Here is a 24,412-nt window from a genome sequence, read left to right as displayed (position 1 = left end):
TAGGATTTTCTAGCCTCAGAATACACCATAAAAAATCCCCAAGAGATATAAAATCTTTTGGGGATTCTTTTTTATGTAAGGTTGAATTTTAGTTCAACTCCATTCTAAATACGTTGGCAATGTCATCCATTTCAGCATCTGGAACAGTTAACTCAAAGTTGATGTCTCCAAAGCCCCACTCACAAGTTGTATCAGTACCCATGTGAGTAATTTTCTTGATTCCTTCTTCAGGATAATACTTGTGTACACCCAATTCTTTAGTAGAAATTACGCTACCTGGTGCCGGTTTTCCAAGAATGAAAAGGTAGATGTATTTTCCGTCTTTAGATTTAAGGAAACGCGCATCTTTGGCAGTGTATTTAACCTTAGCAGTTTGTCCACCGTGGTCGCCTTCTTCAGCTTTAGCGTTACCAAAGCCATTGATGCTATATGGGCGAGTTTCATAAACAGCCTCGTCATATTTCTTCATCCATTCACCAATGCGTTTTAAAATATCTCTTTGTTCTTGGTTAATAACACCATCTGCAGTAGGCGATACATTTAAAAGTACAACACCATTCTTACTCCACACATCAATCATGTTACGTACAACCATTTGTGGTGTTTTGTAAGTTTGACCTTCAATGTAGCTCCACGATTTGTTACTAAGCGTAATATCCGTTAACCAAACCGATTCTGATTGGTCTCTTTTACCACCTTGTTCAATATCAAGTACACCAACTGTGTTAGGTATAGCTGCTTGTTTGTAAGCAATAATTACTTCCTGGTCTTTCTTTTTGGCCTCATTTAAGTAATAAGCAGCAAATTGCTGACGGTACTCTAAAGGAATCATTCTTAACCATACGTCAAACCAAATGATGTCAGGAGAATACTGATCAATAACTTCTTTCAGTTGATCAAACCAATACTCGTTAAACTCATCAGCAGGAATGTTACCATACATTTTGGCAATTTTTTTGTCTGTTGATGCAGTTGCAGTTCCCGGAACATGTGCAAAGTGACTATGGTAAGTAGCAAATTTATCAGGGTTACCTTCGTGACGCTGTAGGTTACGCGCATGGTGGAATGTTGCAATAAACTTCATGTCGCGCTCTTTAACCGCCTTAGATAAAAGACCCGTAATATCTTTTTTAGGTCCTTTGTCTTTAGAGTTCCAAGGGTTCACTTTACTATCCCACATCGCAAAACCATCATGGTGCTGCGAACAAGGGCCTGCGAACTTAGCACCAGCATCCTTAAATAACTGCGCCCATTCTTCGGCATCAAATTGTTTCCCTTTAAACATCGGAACAAAATCGTGGTAATTAAATTCCGATAATTCACCGTATGTTTTAATATGGTGTTCCTTTACTTTGTTATCTCTATACATAAAGTACGGATACCACTCAGAATAGTATGCAGGAACAGAGTATACTCCCCAGTGAAAGTAGATACCGAATTTAGCATCGGAGAACCATTCTGGTGCTTCGTTATGTGCCGAAAGAGATTCCCAGTTTGCTTCGTAAACATCTTTTTGTGCGAATAAGCCTGACGTCATTAATAAGACTAAACCAAGCGATAATAAATGCCTCATTTTTATTTGTTTTAATTTTGAATGTATTCAATAGTTAATCGAAGTTTGAAAGTAGCGAATTATCTAATATTGGCTTTGAATATTATGTTTGTTTATAGGGGAATAACAAAATCCCCCTTCAATTAGTGCCTTTTATCCCACTATAGATTTCTTTATAATCGGATATTTCTATTTTTCTAATTATCCATACACTGGTTAATCTATTCTAATTAGAATTAAATTCACACTAAGTATATTTATTAAGAGAGATATTTACGTATAATAGAATACTGCATTTTGCCAAAAGCTTATTGATTAAATAAAAGGAAGTTAGAATAATATGAAGTATCAACGAGTGCTTAGATTTTTTTGATTAGCAATACCCGCTTTTCAGATAGTTTATTCACCTATCTATTTCTGTTTTTTTAATTAACTAGCATTATGTCATGTTATGAAGTAAATACATGGATAATATATTTAAACTAACATAGAGGAATTTTAGAATTGAAAGAACAATCCAATTAGCACTTTCAGCTAATATTTGCATCTATGTGCTAAACTAGTCATCTTATGAAAAAAACATCTACACTATTACTTTTATTATTAAGTCTCTGTTCTATTAGTTTAATTGCAAGCGACTTAACCCCAGGTATTGAATATGGCGATAATTTTATTGTTTTCGAAGCAGAAGTAGCTTCTTATTCAACAGAATATTGGACACTTAGAACTCCGGCAGATGCAGAATATGAGAAATATGTAAATTCTAGTAGTCAAAGCGGGATAAATCCAATAAATGATACCTACTTAGAATATATTGGTCCGTGGAAAGGCGATGAAGAAGCCTCAAAAATAGTGTATAAATTCACGTGTCAGTCTACCGGAGATTATCAGTTAGCTATGCGTTTGCATCAGCCTCTTAAAGATGATGAAGAAGGGGATGCAAAGAATGATGTATTTGTTAAAATGGAAGGAGATTATACTAGTGCTTCAAAATTTACAACTGAAGATTTAGCCACCAAACACAAGTTTTGGGGTAGAGGTGTGAACAAGTGGGGAACAGCTCAATATCTTGAGCACAATGATTCTCATTTCCCAATTTATCATTTAACAGAAGGAAAAGAGTATACATTCTCGATGTACGGACGGTCAACTAATGCTTGTATTGATTATATTATTTTTTATAAAACTGAGCTTCAGTTAGGGGTGAATAATACCGATTTTGCCCAGCAGAATCCTGAATTATACCGCCCTGGTGGTCCTGCTACTTTACTTGATAAAGTTGCTAAGATATTATTTGATAAAAGCTCTACTTATCTTACGAGAATTGGAGAAACTAAGGAGATGAACTATAAAATATTTCCAAGTACAGCAGTTGATCAAACCATTACATGGACTTCGAGTAATACTGATATTGTTAAGGTTGATCAAGAAGGTGTGATTACTGCTATAGCAGAAGGAAAAGCAGTAATTACGGCCACAACTAATGAAGGAAATAAAACGGCAGAGAATCATATGGAAGTGGGTAAGTTTATAGAGACATTTGACGATTACATTTCGTATGATAATAACCTGAATACTTATATGGGGGATAATGGTATTAAATGGGATATGAAGGCTACTAATACCATTAGGATGGGTACAGCTAATTCTATTCAGTTTAATAAGGGAAAAACAGGTGTAAAAGCGGATAAAATACCAGGAGGTATTGCAAGCTTTAGTGTTCAATGTGAAAACCTATATTCCGAAGATGTTGAGCGTACCATTGAATTGCTAATTAATGATAATGTTGTGGGTTCCATTAATAATTTAGGAACGAGCACCTATGATTTTACGGTTGAAGATATTGATATTGCAGGTGATTTTTCTCTTGCGCTTAGAAATGCAACAGAAGGTGATAAGTCTAATACTATAATGTTTGATAACTTAACATGGAAACCCCTTAATCCTGAGGAAGCGATTATTGATAATGAAGACGATGCAGATAATGCCGTTGACTCACGCTATGCTATGGAACTATCAGTTTATCCTAATCCATCAACAAGCGGTATAATTCGTTTAAATGGTATAGATGCAGGTAATTATTTAGTATCCATATATAATTTGCAAGGAACTAAGGTCAGAAATTTCAGACAAATTATAACATCGGATAATGGCACTAGCTTTAACCTAGAGGGTTTAAATGCAGGAATTTATTTTATTGTTCTTGTGGGTAATAATGCAGCTTATAAAGCACAATTTATTATAAAGGGCAATTAAAGTTTTGCTTATTCAATAATATTATTATTTGATTCTTGCTTAGTAACTATTATAAAAAAGAAAAGGTTGCCTCCATAAGATAGAGGCAACCTTTTCTTTTTTCTTATTAAGCTAGGTTTACTCTAACTCTAAATCTGCTTTTTTCTCTTTAAATTTTCTATTTAATAAGAAGTTCACTCCGAAACGGAATGAAGTATTATTTGATTGACTTGGGTTAGCCAAAGAAATAACATCATCGGCACCAGCATAAATCTGAAGCCCTGAAGCCCTTATTCCAAATCCTAAACCTAAGTTATTATATGTATTTTCAATAATTGAATAACTTGTAGCTAATGAGAAGAATTTACCAATATATGCGTTAGCGGAAGCAGAGTATGTAGCGCTTGTATTTCCATTTATGAACCTTAATCTGGTTAATGCGCCCAACTCAAAGGTTTTATTTAAAGAATAAACTCCTCCCAAATATACTTTTGCTGGTAAGTTGACAGAATATTTACCTTCCTCACCATTAAAATTAATAGCATCTAATAAATCTTCACCTATATCCTGATCATTATCTTTCGTAATATCAATTCCAGAGAAGCTGTATCCTTCATCATTCTCAGTTAGTTTGTGAGAGTTGGTTTTGAAAGTAATCTTACCTAAGTCGATAACACTTGCAGAAACACGTATCTTATCATTAATTTTATAATCGGCACCAAAATCAAAGCCTAAACCAAAGTTATCAGTACCTGTAAGTGCGTTTATAAAATCATCATTAGTAATGTCTAAACCATTAATCTGATTGTTTTCGTAATCTACTGTACCAGGAACAGTGAAGTTTATATTACCTCTGCCAACCATATCTATTGAATATCCATTATTGCTTGATACCATATCTACACTAATATTCTCTGCCTGAATGTTTGCATATGCAATTAGGCCTTTCGCAGCAAAACCAATGGTAAGTTTATCATTAATTTCTCTACCATAGTTTAATGTAACCTCATGATAACCCATAGCACTTACATCAAGCTTACCAGTGGTGTAATCTTCTCCTAATTTTGGAGCATCAGGATGTGTGGTAAAAGGAGCAATAAGATTTCTATCCCAATTAGTGTTCATGTATTGACGTTCTCCAACCGATAATCCGAAAAAGTTTTTACCTGCGCGAAATCCAAATTCTAAAATGGTAATGTTGAGTGCTTCTCTCAAAAAGTTGTTGTCATCTAAGCTATTATAAAAATTATCAATGTCCATTACTAAAGAATCTGCCTGAACGCCAGTTCCTTTTCTAATAAGGTCGTTATATCCCCAGCCATTAGTAGAAGTTGCCATATCAATACCTGAGAGCATTGGTACACCAATATAAATAGCTTCTGTTTGATTGAAAAATGCCGGATTTAACTCTTTAGTTTGCGGTATCCCTTTCATATGGTATAATACCGACGACTGCGATTTTGCATACGATCCTCCAATGAGGAGAAATAGCGCTAAAATATATGTAAGTTTCATGTTTTTTCTAGTTTAGTGTTGCTCTGGTTTCCAATTTCATTTCAATATCAAGCTGATACTCTTCTTTTAACCTTGCTGGACTTTTTCCGTCCTCAGGGCTTTGAAAACGAGCGTCAAATACCATAGAATTGGCTTCTAGTATGTTTATCATATCATCAGCACTTAATTCAATTTGTATTTCAGAATTAACAGCTTCTATAGTATTTCCATTTTTATCTGCTTTGGCAGCTGCAAAATCGGTTAACTTAATTCGTCTAGATAGGGCTTTGTTGTCTGTATCTATAAATATAATTTCAGAAGAGATGGTAAGAGGAATAGAATTGTTTGCATTAATCCATAACGAGGTATTGTCGAGTGAAACTTCCATATCTAACGCATCCATTGGAATAGTATCTTGAATACCCATACTTTCAACGGTTATTTCAAGAGGAAGATCCATCTCAAGGTCTATTGATATCATCGATTCATCGGTAACAAAGTTCGTATTTACTCTACCTTCCTTATTCATTTCTATATCTCCGAAATATTTAATGGAGTCAACAGGAAGAGATGAAACAAATTCAATAATATCAGAATTAGTTCTATCGATAATATTTTCAACAGTCGTATTTTCTCCCACCTCACTTGGAATTTCGATATTGATATTTGAGGGGTTTAATAAAACAGAAGTTTCATCTTTAGTGTCTGCCGAAAGTTGAAAGTCGACTGCACTAGGTACTCCAATTGAGTTTGAAATATTTAGCTTGAATATAGGATTCTCTAAAATGATATTGCCACCTAAGGATTCAAATATTTCACTTGTAAAATCCAAAACTTCAGGATCTATATCAATAGTCTTTTGTCCGAAATCTCCTTCTATATATTCAGGATGTATATCCGTTAAAGTAAGGTTGATATTGACCCAATCTGTTGATTCGATATAAGCATTGTCATTATCCTCAAGTCTTACACTGGTTGAATAAAGTAATAAATTTTCCTTGTTGCTTTGTGTAAAATCTATAGTTGAACCAGCCAGGCTGATTGTTTTTGTTGGTTCAGAATCTGTTAAAGTACACGTAACAGGGACTCCATTTTTATAACAATTGTCAAGCGTTATTACAGCAGACATTGGCGAATTGATACTAGTAGTAAGCTTAACAATAAAATCTGAAGAGCCAATTATCATCTCAGATAAGAAGATATCTTCATCATTCCCTTCGTTTCCAACATCAACAGTATGTTCTTTTTCTTCAATAAAAGGCTCAGCATCCTTAATTGTTATGTACACGCCTCCATCGGGAAGAGAAGTTCCTACTAGGTCGTTAATTCCTATCTCAAAATCATTTGGAGTTAAAATGCTAGGAATATTAACCAACTCAAAAGCATGAAAAGTAAAGATATTATCATCTACATAAGAAATTCGGAACAAGCCTTCATTATCAACTATTATTAAACTATCAGGATCGTCAATATTATCAATTATTTGACCCATGGTATACGAACCACTCGCTATTGGAGCTTTTAACCCTAAGTTAAAAGAAGGGTCTGCCATCTTTTCTAAATCGAAATCATCGAGATTACAAGAACTATAAACAGTTAGTATAGCACAAATAGCTAATACTTTACTTATTAATTGTCTTTTCATAAAAAATTCTAGTTAAGAGTTTATATGTATTGTTTTATAAATTATAAACAGCCTTTATTACGCCTAGAAAGTGAAAAGGTTCTATTAAAAAAGGGCTTTAGAGTATAATAAAGACCATCAAGTCTTTTTAATCATTACTTATAATGAATTAGTCAAAATTATGAGGTATTTAGTCCAATAAAAAAAATGACTTTTTTTGTAATACCCTGCTGGTAATATGTAGGTGTTGTTTTTAAATGCGGAACTTTTTTATTGGCTTCCATTTTATTATTCCCCTATTTTATATACCTAAACACCCTTTAGTTATAGATGAGTATTTTGGATTGTTTTTAAGCGTTTATGAAATGTAAAATAGTCTAGTTTAAAACTAGTTCTTTACATTAAATAGCTATGCGCTTCCTCTTATTTTTGCCTCTATCAATAGTAGTACTTAAAACCTCAAATAAATTTCACGATAATGAAAAGTATTAAAGTCTTTATTTTAATTTTTATCTGTGCGCAACCATTAATGTTGGCACAGTTAAATACCTATACAAATTTTTCTAATCCACAGATTGATGCTCAAGTTGATGCTATTATGGCTGACATGACTATGGATGAGAAAATTGCACAATTAATGGGTACTCGCCTTAGGGACATCATGACTGATGGGAAACTAGATTTAGAAAAGTGTAAAAGTCATATTCCATACGGAATTGGACATTTTTGCCAGTTTTCTTCCGGGATGGAGTTAGAGCCAGAAGCATTGCGCGACCTAGTGCGAGAAGTTCAAAATTATTTGATAACAGGCACTCGCTTAAAAATTCCGGCTATATTTCACGAGGAAGCTATAACCGGTTTTGCTACCCTTGGAGCAACAACCTTTCCTCAGCAAATTGGTATAGGGTGCTCATGGAACCCTGATTTAGTTAAAAACAATACTAGTTCCACTGCTCAAAATATGCGTGCTGTAGGTGCTACATTTGCCCTCTCGCCAATGCTCGATTTAAGTAGAACAGCACATTGGAATCGCCACCAAGAGAGCTATGGCGAGGATGCTTATTTAACATCCCGAATGGGAGTGGCCTTTGTAAAAGGCTTACAAGGCAATGATCTTAAAACGGGAGTAGCTGCTACCGTAAAACATTTTGCAGGTTACGGAACAAATAATAACGACACCAAGCAACTTTACGAAGAGTATTTAATGCCCCACGAAGCATGTATAAAAGTTGCAGGGGCAAAAAGTGTTATGCCATCCTATGGAGTTTATCGTGCTTTACCAGTTGTTGCTAATCCAATTATGTTGGATCAAATGTTGCGTAAAGAAGTGGGTTTTGATGGCTTGGTGGTGAGCGATTACGGCTCAATAAACATGTTACATAAAAAGTATAAAATTGCTAAAGATACCCTAACAGCAGGTGCTTTGGCACTTAATGCAGGGGTTGATATTGAATTATCATCACCAGTGGCTTACCCCAAATTGCCTCAGGCCATTAAAGAAGGATTGGTTACCGAGGAGCTTATTAATACCGCCGTACGTCGTTCTCTAACTATGAAGGCTAAATTAGGTTTGCTTGATGAATCACCTGTTATAGGGGTTGATGGAGCTTTAGATCTTGATCCGCCTGCATTCCGAAAATTGGCTTATGATGCAGCATGTCAATCCATTGTACTGTTAAAGAATGATGGCATTTTACCATTAAAAACGGAGGTGAAAAAAATAGCATTAGTAGGTCCCAATGCTGCAACAGTACACGGTTTGTTGGGCGATTATACCTATCAGGGTATGCGAGCTTTTTGGAAACAAGCTACCTTTGACATTAATAACCCTAAATTAGTTACGCTAAAAGAAGGCTTAGAAAACCGATTAGCTAAGGATATTGAATTAAAGCATGAACGTGGTTGTGATTGGAGTGCAGCTCTTGAAGCTCAGATTGATACAAAAAGCTTTGGCGATAGTCGCATAGAGAAATTAAAACTACTCACCATAAGCGGGTTACCACAACCCAATCTTCATAAGGCCATTGAAATAGCCAACGAAAGTGATGTTATTATTGCTGCGATGGGTGAAAACCTGTATTTAAATGGTGAAGGACGATGGCGAAAAGGCATTAAACTACCAGGTGAGCAAGAGGCATTTGTTAAGAAACTAATTGCTACGGGTAAACCAGTTATTTTGGTTTTGCTTAGCGGACGACAGCAAGTAATTGCCGACATTGAAGCGCAATGTGCTGCTATAGTGCAAGCCTGGTTTCCTGGTGAAGAAGCAGGTAATGCCATTGCCGATATTCTTTTGGGTAATGTTAATCCATCAGGTAAGCTCTGTGTTACTTATCCGCGCACCGAAGAAAAGGTAGAAATCAATTACCAAAATGGCTATACAGAAGCTAATCAGCCCCAATATCCCTTTGGTTACGGGCTCTCGTACACTCAATACGAGTACAGCGATATTAAAATGAAAAGCCAAACAAAAATCACAAAAGAAAGCTTTAACATATCGTGCAAAATAAAAAACACTGGAGAGCGCCAAGGTACAGAGGTGGTACAATTATACGTTTCACCAACAAATACTAATGCTACGCTTAAATCAATTATGCTTAAAGGGTTTCAGCGAGTAACACTGTCTGCCGGCGAAGAAAAGGAAATCACCTTTAAGGTATCGCCACAGCAGTTGGCACAATACAAAAATAACCAATGGCTTATTGAGTCTGACGCCTATGAGTTTAAAATTGGTGCCTCAAGTACTGATATTCGTCTAAGAGGAACCATTAATATCACGGGCGACAATTTGCTTTTACCCAATGGACGTCAAATATTCTTCTCTAAAAATGAGTAAAAAACTTATAATTTGGGCAGCTTAAGCGGCTATCCATTATAGCAAGGGGTTTAGTAAGCACATGCTGCATGGTCGTTACGGGGGCTTCTTAGGTCGCCTCCGTTCTCCCTGCATCATGGCTAACCAAACCCCTTGCTGCCATTCCTATCCGCGCTGCTCGTAATAAGTGTACTGCATTAGTTTTACGCAATAAACCAACTATTCGGAGTCTATTACTTCTACTTCTCTTTATCATCGTTCAAAATCAATCTTATTCTCAATACTATAGGGTTGAGAATAAGATAAAGATACATTCTGTTTTTCGGAAATAGCGTCACCTATCAAGGTAAATATATAGAAGGTATTAGTGTTTACTTAACCATAAAATATACTGATAGAAATTGATAAGGCTATATCAAAATTATTAAAGACTCATAAATTTTCAGAGGAGAAGGTGATTAAGGAATATTCTATCAATTTGCTAGGATACAACAACAATAATATTTTCCCTTTTATAGATAAAATGCCATATTTGCAGGTATTAAATTATATTTATCGATGGGAAAAAAAACAAATCGTAAGATAAAGAAGAAGGTTAAGCGATTGGGGCTATTTTTAGCTTTAATTGTAATTGTAATAATATTAGTTGGAGGAAGGTTTTATAAGTTTATATACGGAACAAGTGTTGTTTTAGATAAACCACAAACGTATTTGCATATAGGTAGCAATGATGGTTTTAAAGATGTTTGCAATAAACTGGTAGAACAAAAGATAGTAAGTAATATTGATGGCTTTATTTGGGTTGCTGAGCGTAAAAGCTATCCTTCGTTAATTAAGACAGGCCGTTATAAAATTGCCAACGGAATGAATAATAATGAGTTGGTAAACATGCTGCGTTTGGGTATTCAGGATCCAATAAATGTAGTATTTAATAATATCCGAACCATAGAGGAATTATCCGGGAGCATTGCAGGTCAGCTTATGCTCGATTCTGTTGATTTGCTGAACTTATTAACGAATAAAGAATATTTAAAAGAAATAAACTTTACTGAAAGTACTTTACCTGCTCTTTTTATTCCTAATACCTACCAAATGTATTGGGATACCGACGCAAAGGAATTTGTAGCTCGTATGCAAAAAGAGTATAAAAAGTTTTGGAATACCAGTAGAGTTGATAAAGCTAAAGCGCAAGGATTAACACCAGTTGAGGTAACAACATTGGCTGCAATTGTAGATGAAGAAACGGTTAAAGCTGATGAAAAACCCAAGGTGGCAGGTTTGTATTTAAATCGTTTAAACAAGAATATTCGCTTGCAGGCTGATCCTACTTTAAAATATGCTTTGGGCGATTTTACCATTAAGCGCTTGTTAAATAAGGATATGAAAATAGATTCGCCTTATAATACTTATATGTATGCAGGCTTGCCTCCCGGACCAATTCGTATTTCATCAATACAAGGTATTGATGCGGTTCTAAACCCTGCAGAGCATCGCTATTTATATATGTGTGCTAAAGAAGATTTTTCGGGCTACCATAATTTTGCCAAAACCTTAACCGAGCATAATAAAAATGCTCGCAAGTATCAAAACGAACTTCGTAAACGTGGTATACGACGGTAAATATCTGAAATAGAAAAAAGAAAGGTCTTAAAGCATATTATTCTGTGCTTTAAGACCTTTTTTTATTATGACTCATTTTATGAGTATCAAGTTCTCTTCTGACTCAAAATCATCGAATTATTTTTTCTCCCATCCGGGTAAATCCGCGTTAAAAATCATTTCCTGAATATCAGTGTTGTTTTTATAAATTGCTTCAGCTTCCTTTTTGTAATCTTTCAATCTATTGTGCGATTTTGTATCTAAGAAGTAAGCTTCATCTTCAAACGGACTAACAGGTAAAACCCGAAACTCTTTTTTGCCATTAATAGTAGGGGTATGAACCCATGTTAAATAATAGGATGCGTCGCTCAATTTTTTAATATCCTTATCTTTCGTTAATTCAATCCGAACCATAGCGCCTCCATCACGCGGATGTGTACGTTGGTTAGAGACAAAATTACCCAAAGAATAAACTACAAAGTTAGTATCTGTTTTATGAATAGGCTGCAGCACGTGAGGATGAGAACCAATAACGATATTAACTCCATTATCGTTAAAGAACTTATTAAAATCGCGTTGTGTTTTATTTTCAACGGTTTGGTATTCTAGGCCCCAGTGCACAAAAGCGATGATAAAATCGGGCTTCATAGCTTTAGTCGTTTTTATGTCTGATTTAATGAGCTCTTTATCCAAAAAATTAACCTTATTGGGTTCGGTAACGGGTATACCATTGGTGCCATATGTATAGTTCAAAATAGCTATGGTAACCCCATCTTTTTCGAGCCACATTGGGTTGTGTTTTTTCCTATCTTCTTCGTCTTTAAAAGTTCCGGTGCGCGGAAGTTCTAAACTATCTAATACTTCATTTGTTCGCTCTAACCCTTGTTTACGCCTATCTACACAATGGTTGTTTGCATTTACTATTGCATTTACTCCGGCATTTTTCATGGCAATGGCTAAAGCATCAGGCGAGCTAAATTGAGGATAGCCTTTATATGGGGGGCCTGCTAGGGTAACTTCAAGATTGGCAACGCAAAAATCGGCATCATTAAAAATATTACTTACATATTTGAAACAGCCATCATACTCGTACTTTTGGGTTTCTTCGTTATAAGCACTATTGATTTGTGTGCCATGTCCCATTACATCTCCTACAAATAGTAGCGAAACAGTCTTTGCATCTTGAGCCCAAATGCTTGATGCGATACTAATTAAAACGAAGGATAAATATAATCTCATTTGTATGTTTATTTTTAGACTTCAAATATAGTAAACAGTTACTTAATGCCGTGTATTTTGTTTGAGAGTAATTTTTATGGTCACTTTTGATCAGCGCATCTCTTATTCATTATATTTGTGCCTATAAATCGAACTCACATGCAATTCTCAAAATTCATAAATAGAGCCTTACTAGTCTTAAGCTTGTTATCATTTTCTAACTTATATGCTACGTCAGATGTAATTTCTGATGAGAGTGACATTGAAAGCTTAGCTAGTGGAACGAAAAAAGAAATTAAAGAGTTACAGAAGGAGATAAAGGCAGCCGAGAAAGCAATGCTGAAGCTGCGTAAAACTGAACAAGCTTTAATTATTGAGGAAGATGTTATAAAAAAGCAGGCTTGGGCCGAGGCTGGTAAACGAAAAAAGCGAAGGAACAAAACGAAAATTAAACGAAAGGAACAAAGGATATTAGATCAGCTCACAGCCAAACGAAAAGAGTTGAGTGCCGTGCAAAACCAATTGACTTCGAAAAAAAGAGAAATAGAGCAGTGTAATAGAAAAATTGCTCAGCTAACAAATAAGCCTCAACAAGCACCAGCGCCTAAGGTAAATAATGGCGAAGTTAAAGTAGCTGCAAAGCCAGCAAAAAAATCGTCGCTTTCAAAGGAGACAAAAAAATGGTTAGGTACAAGGTACCGTTATGGGGGCAATACTAAATCAGGTATTGATTGCTCAGGTTTAACTTGCCAAGTATACAAAAGTACTTATAATATTAGTATACCTCGTTCTTCAGCTGATCAGCATGCGAAATCGAAAAAGGTAGGAAAACACTCTTTGAAAGAAGGAGATTTAGTATTCTTCAAGATTAAGAAGAATAGAGTGAATCATGTGGGTATTTACCTAGGTAATGGTGAGTTTGTGCATGCTTCTTCAAGCAGAGGCGTTATGATTAGCAAACTAAGCGAAGCTTATTATAAGAAGTATTTTATTGGCGGAGGAAGGTATAAATAGAACCTCTACCAATTCGTACTCTGCACTTTTTTATGCGCTGAATGTATCCAACCTGTAATTTCTTTATTGGGGGAAAAGATAATACCGCAATCATTCATAAAAGTTGTATTTGATTTATTTAATGGGAGAGGTGCTCCGTTAAAATCACTTACTTCCATTTTTAATTCATTTAGGATGCATGCCGTAGCAGCGAAATCCCAAATACTACCACCACCTTGCTCATCTTTCGGAAATTTGAAGTAGCAAGCATTCCGCTTAATTATTACATTTATTGCATTCATGGCAGCACCCATGTCTTTAATTACGTTAAATTCTTGGGCCCCATTTTTTAGAGCTTCGTATTTTATATGTAACTCAACTTCTTTATAATGGCGATGCTTTACAAAACTTCGGTCTGTTATCAAATAGAAAGCTTCAGTTGAATCGTGCTGAAAGGAGAGGGGTTTATGATTTACAAATGCACCACACCCTTTAATGGCATGGTAAAGAGTATCATTCTTTGGGTCGTAAACTATGCCAATAACTGGCTCGCCGCCCTTATTTACAAGCGCTATACAAACCGAATAACCTTCAACTCCTTCGGTGAAAGGTAAAGTACCATCAAGGGGATCAATACACCAGAAGTAATCTTTTTCAAAGCGGCTTTTATCATCTACAGATTCCTCGGTTAGTAAGGCTAAATCAAACTTTTCTATTCCTTTTTCAAGAGTTTTAAGTATCGTATTTTGACTTTTTATATCAACCTCTGTTACTACTTTTGAAGCGTCGCTTGTTCCTCCGTTATTATCCTTATAATTAACTATTATGCTTTTGTTAGCGTAAAATTCGATTAGGGACCCTGCCTTAATAGCAGCATCAATTCCCTGATTACATAATTCTTTTAAAGCTTCGTTGGATAATAGCATGTCTCTATGTTTTTTGGTTTAGCTTAATTTTCTAATTACTTGGCGTGCCATTTTTTCGCTATAACTATTTATTTTCCAGTGGCTAGGGCTCCAGCCTTTTAAAAATCGGTGAAAGTCAGTCCAGGCAACAGGATACATTTCGCGCCATTCTTTTTCCAGTTCCTTAAAATTGAGGTCTTTATTTTTTAAAGCAATTGCAGATTCGAGTTCTTTAAAATAAAAAGCAAGTATTTTGTCTTCTAGCTTTTCGCAATCCTCCTCGTATAAACAACTACCTATAAAATAAGCTACATCTTTCATTCCACATCCACCACCAACATATTGAAAATCTACAGCTGCTACTTTATTTTCAGAGCTTGAAAAGCAGAAGTTAGCAAGCTTAGCATCGCCGTGTACAAAGGTAAGGTATTTGCAGTTATTTAATTTTTCATCTACAGCAGGCGCTGCTTTTTGAAGTGTTTTGTCATCCATTATTTTAAGCTCATCCGGGCGAGTATCTAAATGCCAATACGTACCTATATCCCACAAACCTGTAGGTTTTTCCTCCAGATAAGTGGCATGGAAGTTTGCCAACCATTTTAAGCACGCTTCAATGTCGCTCCAATCAACAGAATCTTTGCGAAGATCGTAACCTGCATCATCTAAATCTTCGAGTACCATAAAAACCTCTCCATTTTCTGATTCAATTACAAAGCAATGTGGTATTTTACAATTATCGTCGCATAATTTAGCCCATTGTTGATACCAATTGGTTTCTACTTCGTATGACTTTACTTTGCGTAAATGAGAAAAATCGGTATTCCAACCTCGCGGATGATTTTTCTGATTTGGCATTTTAACGTGTTTAGCTACAACACTTTTTTTTATTCCATTTTCAAGTCCTAATCGAATAATTTTGCCGTACCCACTCCATAGGCTTTGTATCATTTCTATCTCATACAAATCTGTAGATTGGGTTGCCTTAAGTGTTATATTTTTAAAGTGGTTTTGCATAGCTTGTTCAATTTATCAGCCTGCAAATATAAAATAGTTTCGAGTGATTATAGAGTTAGTTTGCCGACTTCTATTTAATTTATTGCTGAAAATAATCTTCATCGTTTAATTAAGTAATTTAAAGAAGACTGACTACTACTAATATAGGTAGTTAGCTCATTAAATATGTGATTCAGGGTAATAAATTATTTAAAAAGGTTATTTTTGCCAGCATCATTAAAAACGAAGATCAGTTTATTATAAAAATATGACTTATAAATTTAAACCATCTATACTTATAACCCTATTTGTTATTAGTTTGTTGGCTTCTTGTATACCACAAAAGGAAACCTTATATCTTCAGGAAAAAGAGGCAGAAATGGAATTTACGCCTGCTACAGAAATAACAGGTAAATATGTATTACAACCCAATGATTATCTATTTATACATGTAACAACACCAGATCCTAAATTGTCAGAGTTTTTTAATGCTCAGCAAGGAAATAATATTAATCAAAATCAAGGAAATACAATGTTCTTGTATATGATTGATGATGACATGAATATAGATTTTCCGTATGTAGGCTTAATCAATTTAAAAGGGGCTAATATTTTTGAGGCTAAGGAAATTATAAAGGGCAAATTAAAACCATTTTTGAGCGATGGAAACCTAATTGTTAGGTTAGGGAGTAATTATTTTACCTTGTTAGGTGAAGTGAAAAGCCCTGGTCAGAAGAAAATGAACCGTGATCAAATCACAATTTTTGAAGCCATTGGGATGGGAAGTGATTTAACCGTTTATGGTAAAAAGCGGGATATCAGAATTATTCGTCCTCAACCCGATGGTAAAACATTGAGCTATTCTGTTGATATTACAGATGAAAGAATAATAGATTCTGAATATTATTACGTTTACCCCAATGATATAATATATATTCGTCCAATGAAAGCGAAGATGTGGGGAATTGGAGAATCTGTAAGTTTAGGAATTCTTACATCCTTATTGGCCTTAACCCTTACTATAATGACAATTGCATCGTACTCAAAATAATTTTACTGCCGAAAGAATGAGTCAAACACCAACAAAGCAAGTACCTGAAAGTGGAATGAATATTAATTTGGATTATAAGAAATTACTGTTCGATTTTCTTCAATATTGGTGGTTGTTTTTAATTACCATACCCTTAGCAATAGGATCAGTTTATATGTTGCATAGGTATGTGCCAGAAGTATTCAGCGCAGAAATTAAAATATTAATGGAGGAACGTGGCACTGATATGCCGCAAACCAATATGATGGAAGGCTTTGGACTAACCCCTGAAATGAGGAGTGTAGATAACCAAATTGCTTTATTAACCTCTTGGGATATGGTTTATGAAGCCATTAATAATTTAGATTTTAATGTTTCATATTTTGCACAAGGGAATGTGAAAACCACTGAGGTGTATCCAGCTTCGAACTGGAGAATTGAGTTTGATACGCTTCATGATCAGTTGATAAATACAAAGTTTTATATTGAACAACTTAATAAAAAGGAGTTTCTGCTAAAATTCACAGATAACGGTGAAGGCATTTATAATTATTATTCTCGTGCTTCACGAGGAAGTGCTGTCAGTAATACGACTACAACTACTTATAAATTTGGAGATTGGATTGAAACAGATAATTATAAGTTTAGGGTTATATGTAATGGTTGTAATTTCAGTTCGGGTTCAGAACAATATTTTTTATTTAATCACCCCAATGCGTTAGCCGGCAAGTATGTTGGTAAGCTAAGAGCGTATAAAAAAAGTGAAACCTCAAGTATTGTTCATTTAGGGATTACTGGTGAAAATAAAGCAAAGAATATTAAGTTTCTGAACACCTTAACACAGGTATTTATTCAGAATAATCTGGAAAAGAAAAATCAAATAGCAACCAATACAATTCATTTTATTGAGAGTCAATTGCTCACTATAAAAGACTCCTTAAGTGAAACGGGTACAGAGTTAAGTAATTTTAGAACTAAGAATAAGATTCAGGACATTGGTTCAAAGGCCGATTTCTTATTTACCCGAATGCAAGAGTTTGAACTTCAGTTGGAAGAAATTCAGATAACTAAAGATTACTATTTATACTTAAATCAATATCTCTTAAACGATACTATCGATAATAGTATTATTGCTCCGGCTATTTATAAAATTGATAATCAATTGATATCTACTCAGATTCAAAATCTGATGACAATCAATTCAGAAAGATTAGCCATTAAAAAACCATTGGGAGATACGCAGAACCCATATGCGTACACTATGGACAGCCAGTTTGAATTGGCTAAAAATACCTTGATTCAGTCTATACAAAGTCAGAATGAGATACTAGAAACACAGGTTTTAAGATTAAAGAATGAGAAGTCGAAAGTAGAAGCAAACTTGTATGGTTTGCCAGATACAGAACGTAAGTTGATGGGGATTCAGCGTAAATTTGAATTAAGTAACGAAGTATATACGTTTCTTCTTCGAAAGCATTCGGAAGCGCAAATACAGAAGGCTTCAAACACTCCAGATCATCAAGTATTAGAAGCTGCACGAAATGGAGGTATGGTTTCTCCAAATATTCAGGGTAACTACAAAAAAGCCTTTATTATAGGTTTATTATTACCATTATTGTTTTTAGTAATCCGTCAGTTATTAGATAAAAAAATATCAAGTATTGAGGATGTTGAAAAAATGACTTCTTACCCGGTTATAGGACAAGTATTGCATAGTTCAAGACCTGAGTATAATATAGTTAGTAGTCGCCCACAATCTTCAGTAACGGAATCGTTTAGGAGAGTGAGAACACGGCTTGAGTATCTAATTGGAGATGTGAAGTCTCCTGTTGTTACAATATCTTCTTCTATACCAGGAGAGGGGAAAACCTTCTGTTCTTTAAACTTAGCATCTGTATTTGCCTTGTCAGGAAAGAAAACAGTACTTGTTGGTTTTGATATGCGTAAACCCGGTTTATCACGAATGCTAAATCTTAATGGGGTTGATGGAACCTCTGAATACTTGATTAACAAAGTTAACTTAGAGGATATATTATTAGAGAATAATCACGGAATTGACAATCTCACCATCATATCCTCTGGGGTAAATCCACCAAATCCATCGGAACTAATTAGTTCACCACGAACAGATCAATTGCTGGAAGAATTAAGAGAGCGATTTGATATAATTATATTAGATTCTCCTCCTATGGGAATTGTTTCTGATCCCTATTTATTGGCTCGAAAATCAGATACTCTTGTATTTATGGCGCGTCATAACCATTCAGTTAAAGATATTTTTGCACATACTTTACAACATGCAACCCATGAAGGAATTAATAATATTGGGGTATTGTTAAACGATTTGGATATTAAGAAAATGAGAAACAGAGTGACGAATGGATATGGTAGCGGTTATGGATATGGGTATAATTATAGTCAGGGCTATTACACAGAAGAATAGCCCTACTTTAGGACGCCCCTATTACTCTTCCCAACTACAATTTATATAACTGCCATCTTCTTGATTTTGGGTGATGCGTAAATGGCTTGAAATCTCTTGTTTTAGCTCCTCTACATGTGAGATAACACCAACAATACGGTTTTCCTTACGCAAACTTTTAAGCGTATTAAATACCATATCTAAAGCAGCCTTATCTAAGGAACCAAATCCTTCATCTAAGAAAAAGAAATTTTGTTTAGATTGATTTTTAGACTGAATGTTATCAGATAAAGCTAAGGCCAATGCCAATGCAGCCTGAAAAGTTTGTCCTCCAGATAGAGTTTTTACATTTCTAACTTTACCACCATTCAGGTGGTCTCTTACCTCAAAGTTATTCACTGGGTTCAATTCAAGACTTAAATTATGACGTGTCATTTTATAGAAACGATCGTTAGCTGCGGCACAAATATTTTGAAGATATACTGAAGATACGTAGTTTACAAAGCCACTGCTTTTGAATAGTTTTTTAAGCGTGTTGATGTTTTCATTACGTTGTTTTAATTGACTGTTCTGTTGTTGCAGAGCTTCTTTTTGGGCCAAAGATTTCTTTAACTCCGAAAACTGGTTTTCAAGCGTTCCTTTTAAACTAAATAATTCATTTTGCTTTTGTTTAATATTATCAAACTCAGTTTTTACCAATTTGTGCTTCTCTTTATTATATTCCTTATTACCTATCTCGGTTTTATAAAGGTCGAGCTCATTTTTAAGTATCTCAGAGTTTCTGATATATTGATTGAGTTCTTCTTTGGAAGAAGTAATATCTAATTTATCAGCAAGAATTGCTTTTACATCGCTAATTGATTTAAAGGGAGAGTTTGTTACAGCCACCTGTAGCGCATTATTAATATCAGTAAGCAGTATTTCCTCTTTATTAAGCGACTTTTTATTAGTACTTAAAACAGCACTTACTTTTTCAAGTTCTAGTTTTATTTGCTCTAAATTAGTAAAGTCACGTTTATATTGGTTTTCAACATTGACAATTTCCTTGGTCATTAAGTCATATTTCTGCTGTAAGGATGCTGAATCAAAAGCTTTATGCTGATTAAGGAAATGCTTTTCAATTTGTTGCTCTAAAAGTAATACTGATTGAGAGTACTTTTCAAGTTCCGTTTCTATTTTATGTAGTGCATTAACATACTTTTCTTTATTATTTGTAAGCTGTATTCTTTTATTGTGGTATTCCTTTAATAAGGTATCCTTTGCTTTAATTAGTTTTTCGTCTTGTTCTAGTTTATCTTGAGCATCAGTGAGTTGTTTTATATTTTGGTAGCTTTTATAAACTAGGGTAGCATGTTCTTTTAACTTATTCTCAATATTACATTTCTTTTCGTTAGTGCGTTTTAATTGCTTTTTCAGAATCGTTTTTTCGGATTGGATAGAGAGCATCAATTTAATAAAATCATCCAAGGCTGCGATATTCTGTTCTTCTGCCTTTAAAGATAATTTAAGGCTTTCTAATTCCTTGCGAATATTCCCTTCTTTGATTGGATTAGGATGCTTTATTGAACCACATAATGGGCAATTATCCCCTTCATGAAGATGTTCTGAATAGGAGATGAGTTTTTGTTGAACTTGCATATTGTTAAACTCATCTCTAAGTGAGTTTAACTTTACTAATCTTAAATTTTTAAGTGCTTCAATATCTTTTTGCCAGTTTTCTAATGAAATGTCTAGTTTTAAATTATCAATTGCTTCTTGAGCTTTTGTTGTAGCAGATTTAAGCTCTATATTAATCGCATCATCTTCTTTTTTTAGATCAAGTATTTCCGTTTTAATCTGATTGTTTTTTGCATGCCATTCGGCAGCACTACTTAATTCATTTAAATTTGGCAATTGCTTTTTAAGTAAATCAAGTTCTCTCTCGGTGTGGTCAATATCAAGGTTAACTTTACTCAAAAGTTCTGATGTATCATCAACAGCTTTTCTTCCATTACTTAGTCGTTCTTTATTTGATGTTATTTGCGACTTGTATTTTTGTATTTCAATTAGCTTGAGAAATTGCTCAGTTTCTTTTTTGAGAGTATCAATTTTCTCATGTTTTTCTTTGCTTAGTTTTAATGATTCATTGGCAATTGTTTCTTTCTTGATAAGGTTAGCTTGTAGGTGGGTATCCTTATCAATACTCGAATTTAAAGTGTCAATTCTGTTTTGATGTACAATGGCAGAATTAATGTTGTTTTTAAAATGTGAATTACAATATTCTATATTATGAAGTCTTATTTTTAGTTCATCAAAAAAACTTTTACGTTTCTCAAGTTCATTGAGTTTTTCTTTACTCGCATTAAGTTTCCTGAACAATTCATTTAGTTTATCAAACTCCTTTAAATCAACTTCAACATTGGTAACGCTCTCATTAATAGTTAATAATTCTTTGTTTGCCTTATCTAGTTTTTCATGTTTAAGGTTTACTCTTTCTTCGTTAACTTCTTCAAGTTGCTTTAATTGCCCCTCTGTAATTTGAAGTTTGCTGAGGTTATCCGATTCTATCCCTCTTAATTTAGGAGCTAGCTCAAACTTTTCAAGGTTAAATAAATCCTTCATCATTCTGGTTCGCTCCGTATCACCAATTTGTAGGAAATCCTGAAATTTTCCTTGCGGGATTATTATGGTACGCTTAAAGTTATCGTAGCTTAATCCTAGTATTTTCTCAAGTTCTTCACTTGATATAGGTGTAAACTTACCATTAATATGTTGGTAAATTATACGATCAATTTTCTTTACATCTTCATGCCTTTTTGAATTCCTTTTAGCACTTACAACCGACCTGAACTTAGTATTATTATCTCCAGCCCAAAAATCAAATTCAATATACATTTGATTTGATTTTAGGTTCATCATATTGTAGTTACGATTATCGCCAGATTGTAACAAACGATCAGTTTTACCATATAAACAGAATGTAATAGCCTCTAATATGGATGATTTACCACTTCCAACACTTCCAAAAATACCGAATAACTTATCTGATGTGAGTGTTTCGAAGTTTATGGTTTGTTTGGCTTGGTACGAATACAAACCTTCAATGCTTAGTTTTATAGGAATCATATATTGCTGCTATTATTGGAGATAACTTCGTTAAATAGGTCTATTATTTCATCATTAGGTTTGTTCCCATGCACATGCTCAAAGTAATCTTTAAATAACTGAGCTCTCTCTAATGTAGGATTAATAGTTTTTTGTTCTAAATCATTGTCGCTACTGGTAATATTTACCATTGGTATTAAAGTAATGATGTTCTGATGACTCTCATTTAGTAACTTTCTGTCTGCGGCCGTTAAATAAGTATCACTTTTTATCGTTAGCTCAATTAATGAATCCTGATTTGCACTCAATTGATCAACCGCATCGGTAATATTTTCGGCCTTTAGGCGGAGTAGTCTTTTTCCTTTTTTCAGGGGTATATGGCTTACTTTGGCTTGCTCTCCAGCTTTTACATTTATTATTGAAACGTATTTTTGCTGATTTGCTTCCGCAAACGAATAGGATAGAGGACTGCCTGAATATACTATAGCTTGTTTGTCTGTTCCTATATTTTGATTTCTATGCAAATGACCTAAAGCTACATATTGAATTTCAGGGGGGAAGTTTTTTGTATAAATAGCTTGCGCACCTCCAACGTGTACAATCGGTTTTTCGTCTTCGGCTTCTTCTTTTACTTCAGAACCTTGCGGGATAACAAATAGATGGGTAGCTAAAATGTTAACCCCCTTTGAATCACAATGTGCATTGTATAAACTATTCCAATGTTCTGATAGAAAGTCACGTAACTCTTGCTCTTTAGATTCTTGGTTCAGATAGGTTTTAATTCTATGTTCATTGGCATATGGAGTTGCAATAACTCTTAAGGGTTCATTACAATTGGGTATTTTAAATTCCAAAAATCCTGGTTCAGTTTTTATAAGAGATAAACCGCTATCTAAAGAAAAAGTATTTGGTTTAGAATGCGGGAATCCCATAAATACGATACCACACTCACGTGCTAAAGAATCGGGTGATTCGATACGCTCTGGAGAATCATGGTTGCCAGATATTGCAATTACTGGTCTGTTACCATTATTAGATAAGTTTTTGAGCGTTTTAAAAAACAACTCTGTAGCCTCTGATGCCGGGTTAAAGTTATCGAATAAATCACCAGCAATAATTATAGCATTAACATCCTCTTCGTCAGCAATAGCGCAAATTTCTGATAAAACATCTTTTTGCTCTGCTAATCGTGAGAAGTTCTCTAATTTTTTGCCAATATGCCAATCGGCAGTATGTAGAATTTTCATTTTTGAATTTCGAAGTTTCAAATTCAAAAATAGAATAAATTCAAAGAAACACCATTATCATATTTGTGTATATGGAAAAGAAAAAGGATAGGTTGGTTTTTACTTCTATATTTTAGAAGTAGACTTAAAGTATCTTTTAATAGGTCTATAATTATGTAGTTTGTCCAATTCTGCCTTTTTTTGAGCATCCGCTAATACATACTCCATACATTTCTCGGAACAAGCATCGGAATATTTTTTTGCACAGTTGGGGCATTGAATTAGTAATATATTACACCTAACATTACTACAATTAATATGAGTATTACATGCATCGCCGCATTGATGGCATTTACTAATTACATCATCTGTAATTTTTTCTGCTAATCGGTTATCAAAAACAAAATTCTTTCCAATAAACTTATTAGGTAAATTCTGCTCTTTTATTTGTTTTGCATAGTCAATTATCCCTCCGTGCAATTGATTTACATCTTTAAAACCATAGTTTCTTAAATAGGCACTTGTTTTTTCGCAGCGCACTCCTCCTGTGCAATAAAGCAACACCTTTTCGTCCTCTTTGCCTTTTAATTGATTGAGTACCATTGGTAATTCCTCACTAAAGGTTTCGGCATTTGGTAAAATAGCATTTTTAAAATGACCAATTTCACTTTCGTAGAAGTTCCTCATATCTACAATAGTAGCACCTTTATCCATTGCATCATTCCACTCCTTGGCATTCAAATGCTTTCCTACATTTGTAACATCATATTCGCCTTTATCTAGGTTATCTGCAACAATTTGTTTGCGTACTTTAATTTGCAACTTATAAAACGAAGATTGACTTTGCTCAACTCCAATTTTAAAAGGAATATCTTTGAATTCTTTATAGGAGTTAAGTAAATTTTTAAATGCATCTATATTATATTCGGGAATACTCATTTGAGCATTAATACCTTCTTCTGCTATATAAATTCGACCTAAACATAAAAGTTCGTTCCATTTAAAGAATAGTTCATCTCTCAAATTTTCAGGATTATCTATGCTTACATATTTGTAAAAAGAGATTGTGATTCTCTTAAAAGTTTCAGTCTCAATTTTATGAATGAGTTGTTCTTTGTTTAGTTTATTATAATGCATTGTAATTTCTTTTAAAAGGCTGCAAATATAAGATAAAAGGATGTAAAAGTATGAATATATTGGAAATTCATTATAGTAGAACTTA

At 34.3% G+C, this 24,412-nt stretch carries 15 protein-coding genes; 6 read left to right on the top strand and 9 right to left on the bottom strand.

The features are described from left to right. Positions 1–88: 88 nt before the first annotated feature. Complete coding sequence (locus A8B35_RS09185; protein WP_068472459.1) at positions 89–1,573, bottom strand: alpha-L-fucosidase; 1,485 nt, start codon at positions 1,571–1,573, stop codon at positions 89–91. A gap of 549 nt (positions 1,574–2,122) precedes the next feature. Between A8B35_RS09185 and A8B35_RS09180 the strand changes: the two genes are divergently transcribed. After that, entirely contained in the window at positions 2,123–3,808 is a 1,686-nt protein-coding gene (locus tag A8B35_RS09180) for an Ig-like domain-containing protein (RefSeq protein WP_068472457.1), read from the top strand. A 117-nt stretch (positions 3,809–3,925) separates the two neighbouring features. On the opposite strand, the gene A8B35_RS09175 is transcribed toward A8B35_RS09180, so the two are convergent. Continuing rightward, the gene (locus A8B35_RS09175) at positions 3,926–5,302 is read right to left on the bottom strand and encodes a DUF5723 family protein (RefSeq protein WP_068472456.1); all 1,377 of its coding nucleotides are present in this window, start codon (positions 5,300–5,302) and stop codon (positions 3,926–3,928) included. A 7-nt stretch (positions 5,303–5,309) separates the two neighbouring features. Beyond that, positions 5,310–6,926 carry a hypothetical protein gene (locus tag A8B35_RS09170; RefSeq protein ID WP_068472454.1) on the bottom strand — a complete coding sequence of 539 codons (1,617 nt, stop codon included), beginning with the start codon at positions 6,924–6,926 and terminating at the stop codon, positions 5,310–5,312. A 457-nt stretch (positions 6,927–7,383) separates the two neighbouring features. Between A8B35_RS09170 and A8B35_RS09165 the strand changes: the two genes are divergently transcribed. Continuing rightward, complete coding sequence (locus tag A8B35_RS09165) at positions 7,384–9,741, top strand: glycoside hydrolase family 3 N-terminal domain-containing protein (RefSeq protein WP_068472452.1); 2,358 nt, start codon at positions 7,384–7,386, stop codon at positions 9,739–9,741. 537 nt (positions 9,742–10,278) lie between these two features. After that, entirely contained in the window at positions 10,279–11,340 is a 1,062-nt protein-coding gene (gene mltG / locus A8B35_RS09160) for an endolytic transglycosylase MltG (protein ID WP_068472450.1), read from the top strand. 117 nt (positions 11,341–11,457) lie between these two features. Here the strand turns inward: mltG and A8B35_RS09155 are convergent, their stop codons facing one another. Next, positions 11,458–12,558 carry a CapA family protein gene (locus A8B35_RS09155; RefSeq protein ID WP_068472448.1) on the bottom strand — a complete coding sequence of 367 codons (1,101 nt, stop codon included), beginning with the start codon at positions 12,556–12,558 and terminating at the stop codon, positions 11,458–11,460. Positions 12,559–12,696: 138 nt separating this feature from the next. On the opposite strand from A8B35_RS09155, the gene A8B35_RS09150 reads away from it, so the two are divergent. Continuing rightward, positions 12,697–13,551: a C40 family peptidase gene (locus A8B35_RS09150; RefSeq protein WP_068472446.1), complete on the top strand. Its 855-nt coding sequence runs from the start codon at positions 12,697–12,699 to the stop codon at positions 13,549–13,551. 5 nt (positions 13,552–13,556) lie between these two features. Here the strand turns inward: A8B35_RS09150 and A8B35_RS09145 are convergent, their stop codons facing one another. Both A8B35_RS09145 and A8B35_RS09140 read right to left on the bottom strand, forming a co-directional pair. Then, the gene (locus A8B35_RS09145; protein ID WP_068472444.1) at positions 13,557–14,456 is read right to left on the bottom strand and encodes a 3'(2'),5'-bisphosphate nucleotidase CysQ family protein; all 900 of its coding nucleotides are present in this window, start codon (positions 14,454–14,456) and stop codon (positions 13,557–13,559) included. Between the two features lie 18 nt (positions 14,457–14,474). Beyond that, positions 14,475–15,449, bottom strand: a complete 975-nt coding sequence (locus tag A8B35_RS09140) for an oxidoreductase family protein (protein ID WP_068472442.1) — start codon at positions 15,447–15,449, stop codon at positions 14,475–14,477. Positions 15,450–15,696: 247 nt separating this feature from the next. Between A8B35_RS09140 and A8B35_RS09135 the strand changes: the two genes are divergently transcribed. Then, positions 15,697–16,479 carry a polysaccharide biosynthesis/export family protein gene (locus A8B35_RS09135; protein ID WP_068472440.1) on the top strand — a complete coding sequence of 261 codons (783 nt, stop codon included), beginning with the start codon at positions 15,697–15,699 and terminating at the stop codon, positions 16,477–16,479. 16 nt (positions 16,480–16,495) lie between these two features. After that, entirely contained in the window at positions 16,496–18,901 is a 2,406-nt protein-coding gene (locus tag A8B35_RS09130; RefSeq protein WP_245820780.1) for a polysaccharide biosynthesis tyrosine autokinase, read from the top strand. Positions 18,902–18,922: 21 nt separating this feature from the next. On the opposite strand, the gene A8B35_RS09125 is transcribed toward A8B35_RS09130, so the two are convergent. From A8B35_RS09125 to trhO, 3 genes are all read right to left on the bottom strand, one after another. Further along, entirely contained in the window at positions 18,923–21,985 is a 3,063-nt protein-coding gene (locus A8B35_RS09125; RefSeq protein ID WP_068472437.1) for an SbcC/MukB-like Walker B domain-containing protein, read from the bottom strand. Continuing rightward, positions 21,982–23,211 (bottom strand): metallophosphoesterase family protein, encoded by a 1,230-nt coding sequence (locus A8B35_RS09120; protein WP_068472435.1) that lies wholly within the window; start codon positions 23,209–23,211, stop codon positions 21,982–21,984. The genes A8B35_RS09125 and A8B35_RS09120 overlap by 4 nt, the downstream gene beginning before the upstream one ends. A 105-nt stretch (positions 23,212–23,316) precedes the next feature. Then, positions 23,317–24,327 carry an oxygen-dependent tRNA uridine(34) hydroxylase TrhO gene (gene trhO / locus A8B35_RS09115; protein ID WP_068472433.1) on the bottom strand — a complete coding sequence of 337 codons (1,011 nt, stop codon included), beginning with the start codon at positions 24,325–24,327 and terminating at the stop codon, positions 23,317–23,319. Between the last annotated feature and the right edge of the window lie 85 nt (positions 24,328–24,412).

This window comes from Saccharicrinis aurantiacus (assembly GCF_001660705.2).
GTDB lineage: Bacteria > Bacteroidota > Bacteroidia > Bacteroidales > Marinilabiliaceae > Saccharicrinis > Saccharicrinis aurantiacus.
This window is presented reverse-complemented; position numbering and strand designations above follow the sequence as displayed.

Excerpts from the sequence above, each read along its gene's own strand:
- A8B35_RS09185 (WP_068472459.1), bottom strand. The coding sequence starts at position 1,573 with ATGAGGCATTTATTATCGCTTGGTTTAGTCTTATTAATGACGTCAGGC.
- A8B35_RS09180 (WP_068472457.1), top strand. The coding sequence starts at position 2,123 with ATGAAAAAAACATCTACACTATTACTTTTATTATTAAGTCTCTGTTCT.
- A8B35_RS09175 (WP_068472456.1), bottom strand. The coding sequence starts at position 5,302 with ATGAAACTTACATATATTTTAGCGCTATTTCTCCTCATTGGAGGATCG.
- A8B35_RS09170 (WP_068472454.1), bottom strand. The coding sequence starts at position 6,926 with ATGAAAAGACAATTAATAAGTAAAGTATTAGCTATTTGTGCTATACTA.
- A8B35_RS09165 (WP_068472452.1), top strand. The coding sequence starts at position 7,384 with ATGAAAAGTATTAAAGTCTTTATTTTAATTTTTATCTGTGCGCAACCA.
- mltG (WP_068472450.1), top strand. The coding sequence starts at position 10,279 with ATGGGAAAAAAAACAAATCGTAAGATAAAGAAGAAGGTTAAGCGATTG.
- A8B35_RS09155 (WP_068472448.1), bottom strand. The coding sequence starts at position 12,558 with ATGAGATTATATTTATCCTTCGTTTTAATTAGTATCGCATCAAGCATT.
- A8B35_RS09150 (WP_068472446.1), top strand. The coding sequence starts at position 12,697 with ATGCAATTCTCAAAATTCATAAATAGAGCCTTACTAGTCTTAAGCTTG.
- A8B35_RS09145 (WP_068472444.1), bottom strand. The coding sequence starts at position 14,456 with ATGCTATTATCCAACGAAGCTTTAAAAGAATTATGTAATCAGGGAATT.
- A8B35_RS09140 (WP_068472442.1), bottom strand. The coding sequence starts at position 15,449 with ATGCAAAACCACTTTAAAAATATAACACTTAAGGCAACCCAATCTACA.
- A8B35_RS09135 (WP_068472440.1), top strand. The coding sequence starts at position 15,697 with ATGACTTATAAATTTAAACCATCTATACTTATAACCCTATTTGTTATT.
- A8B35_RS09130 (WP_245820780.1), top strand. The coding sequence starts at position 16,496 with ATGAGTCAAACACCAACAAAGCAAGTACCTGAAAGTGGAATGAATATT.
- A8B35_RS09125 (WP_068472437.1), bottom strand. The coding sequence starts at position 21,985 with ATGATTCCTATAAAACTAAGCATTGAAGGTTTGTATTCGTACCAAGCC.
- A8B35_RS09120 (WP_068472435.1), bottom strand. The coding sequence starts at position 23,211 with ATGAAAATTCTACATACTGCCGATTGGCATATTGGCAAAAAATTAGAG.
- trhO (WP_068472433.1), bottom strand. The coding sequence starts at position 24,327 with ATGCATTATAATAAACTAAACAAAGAACAACTCATTCATAAAATTGAG.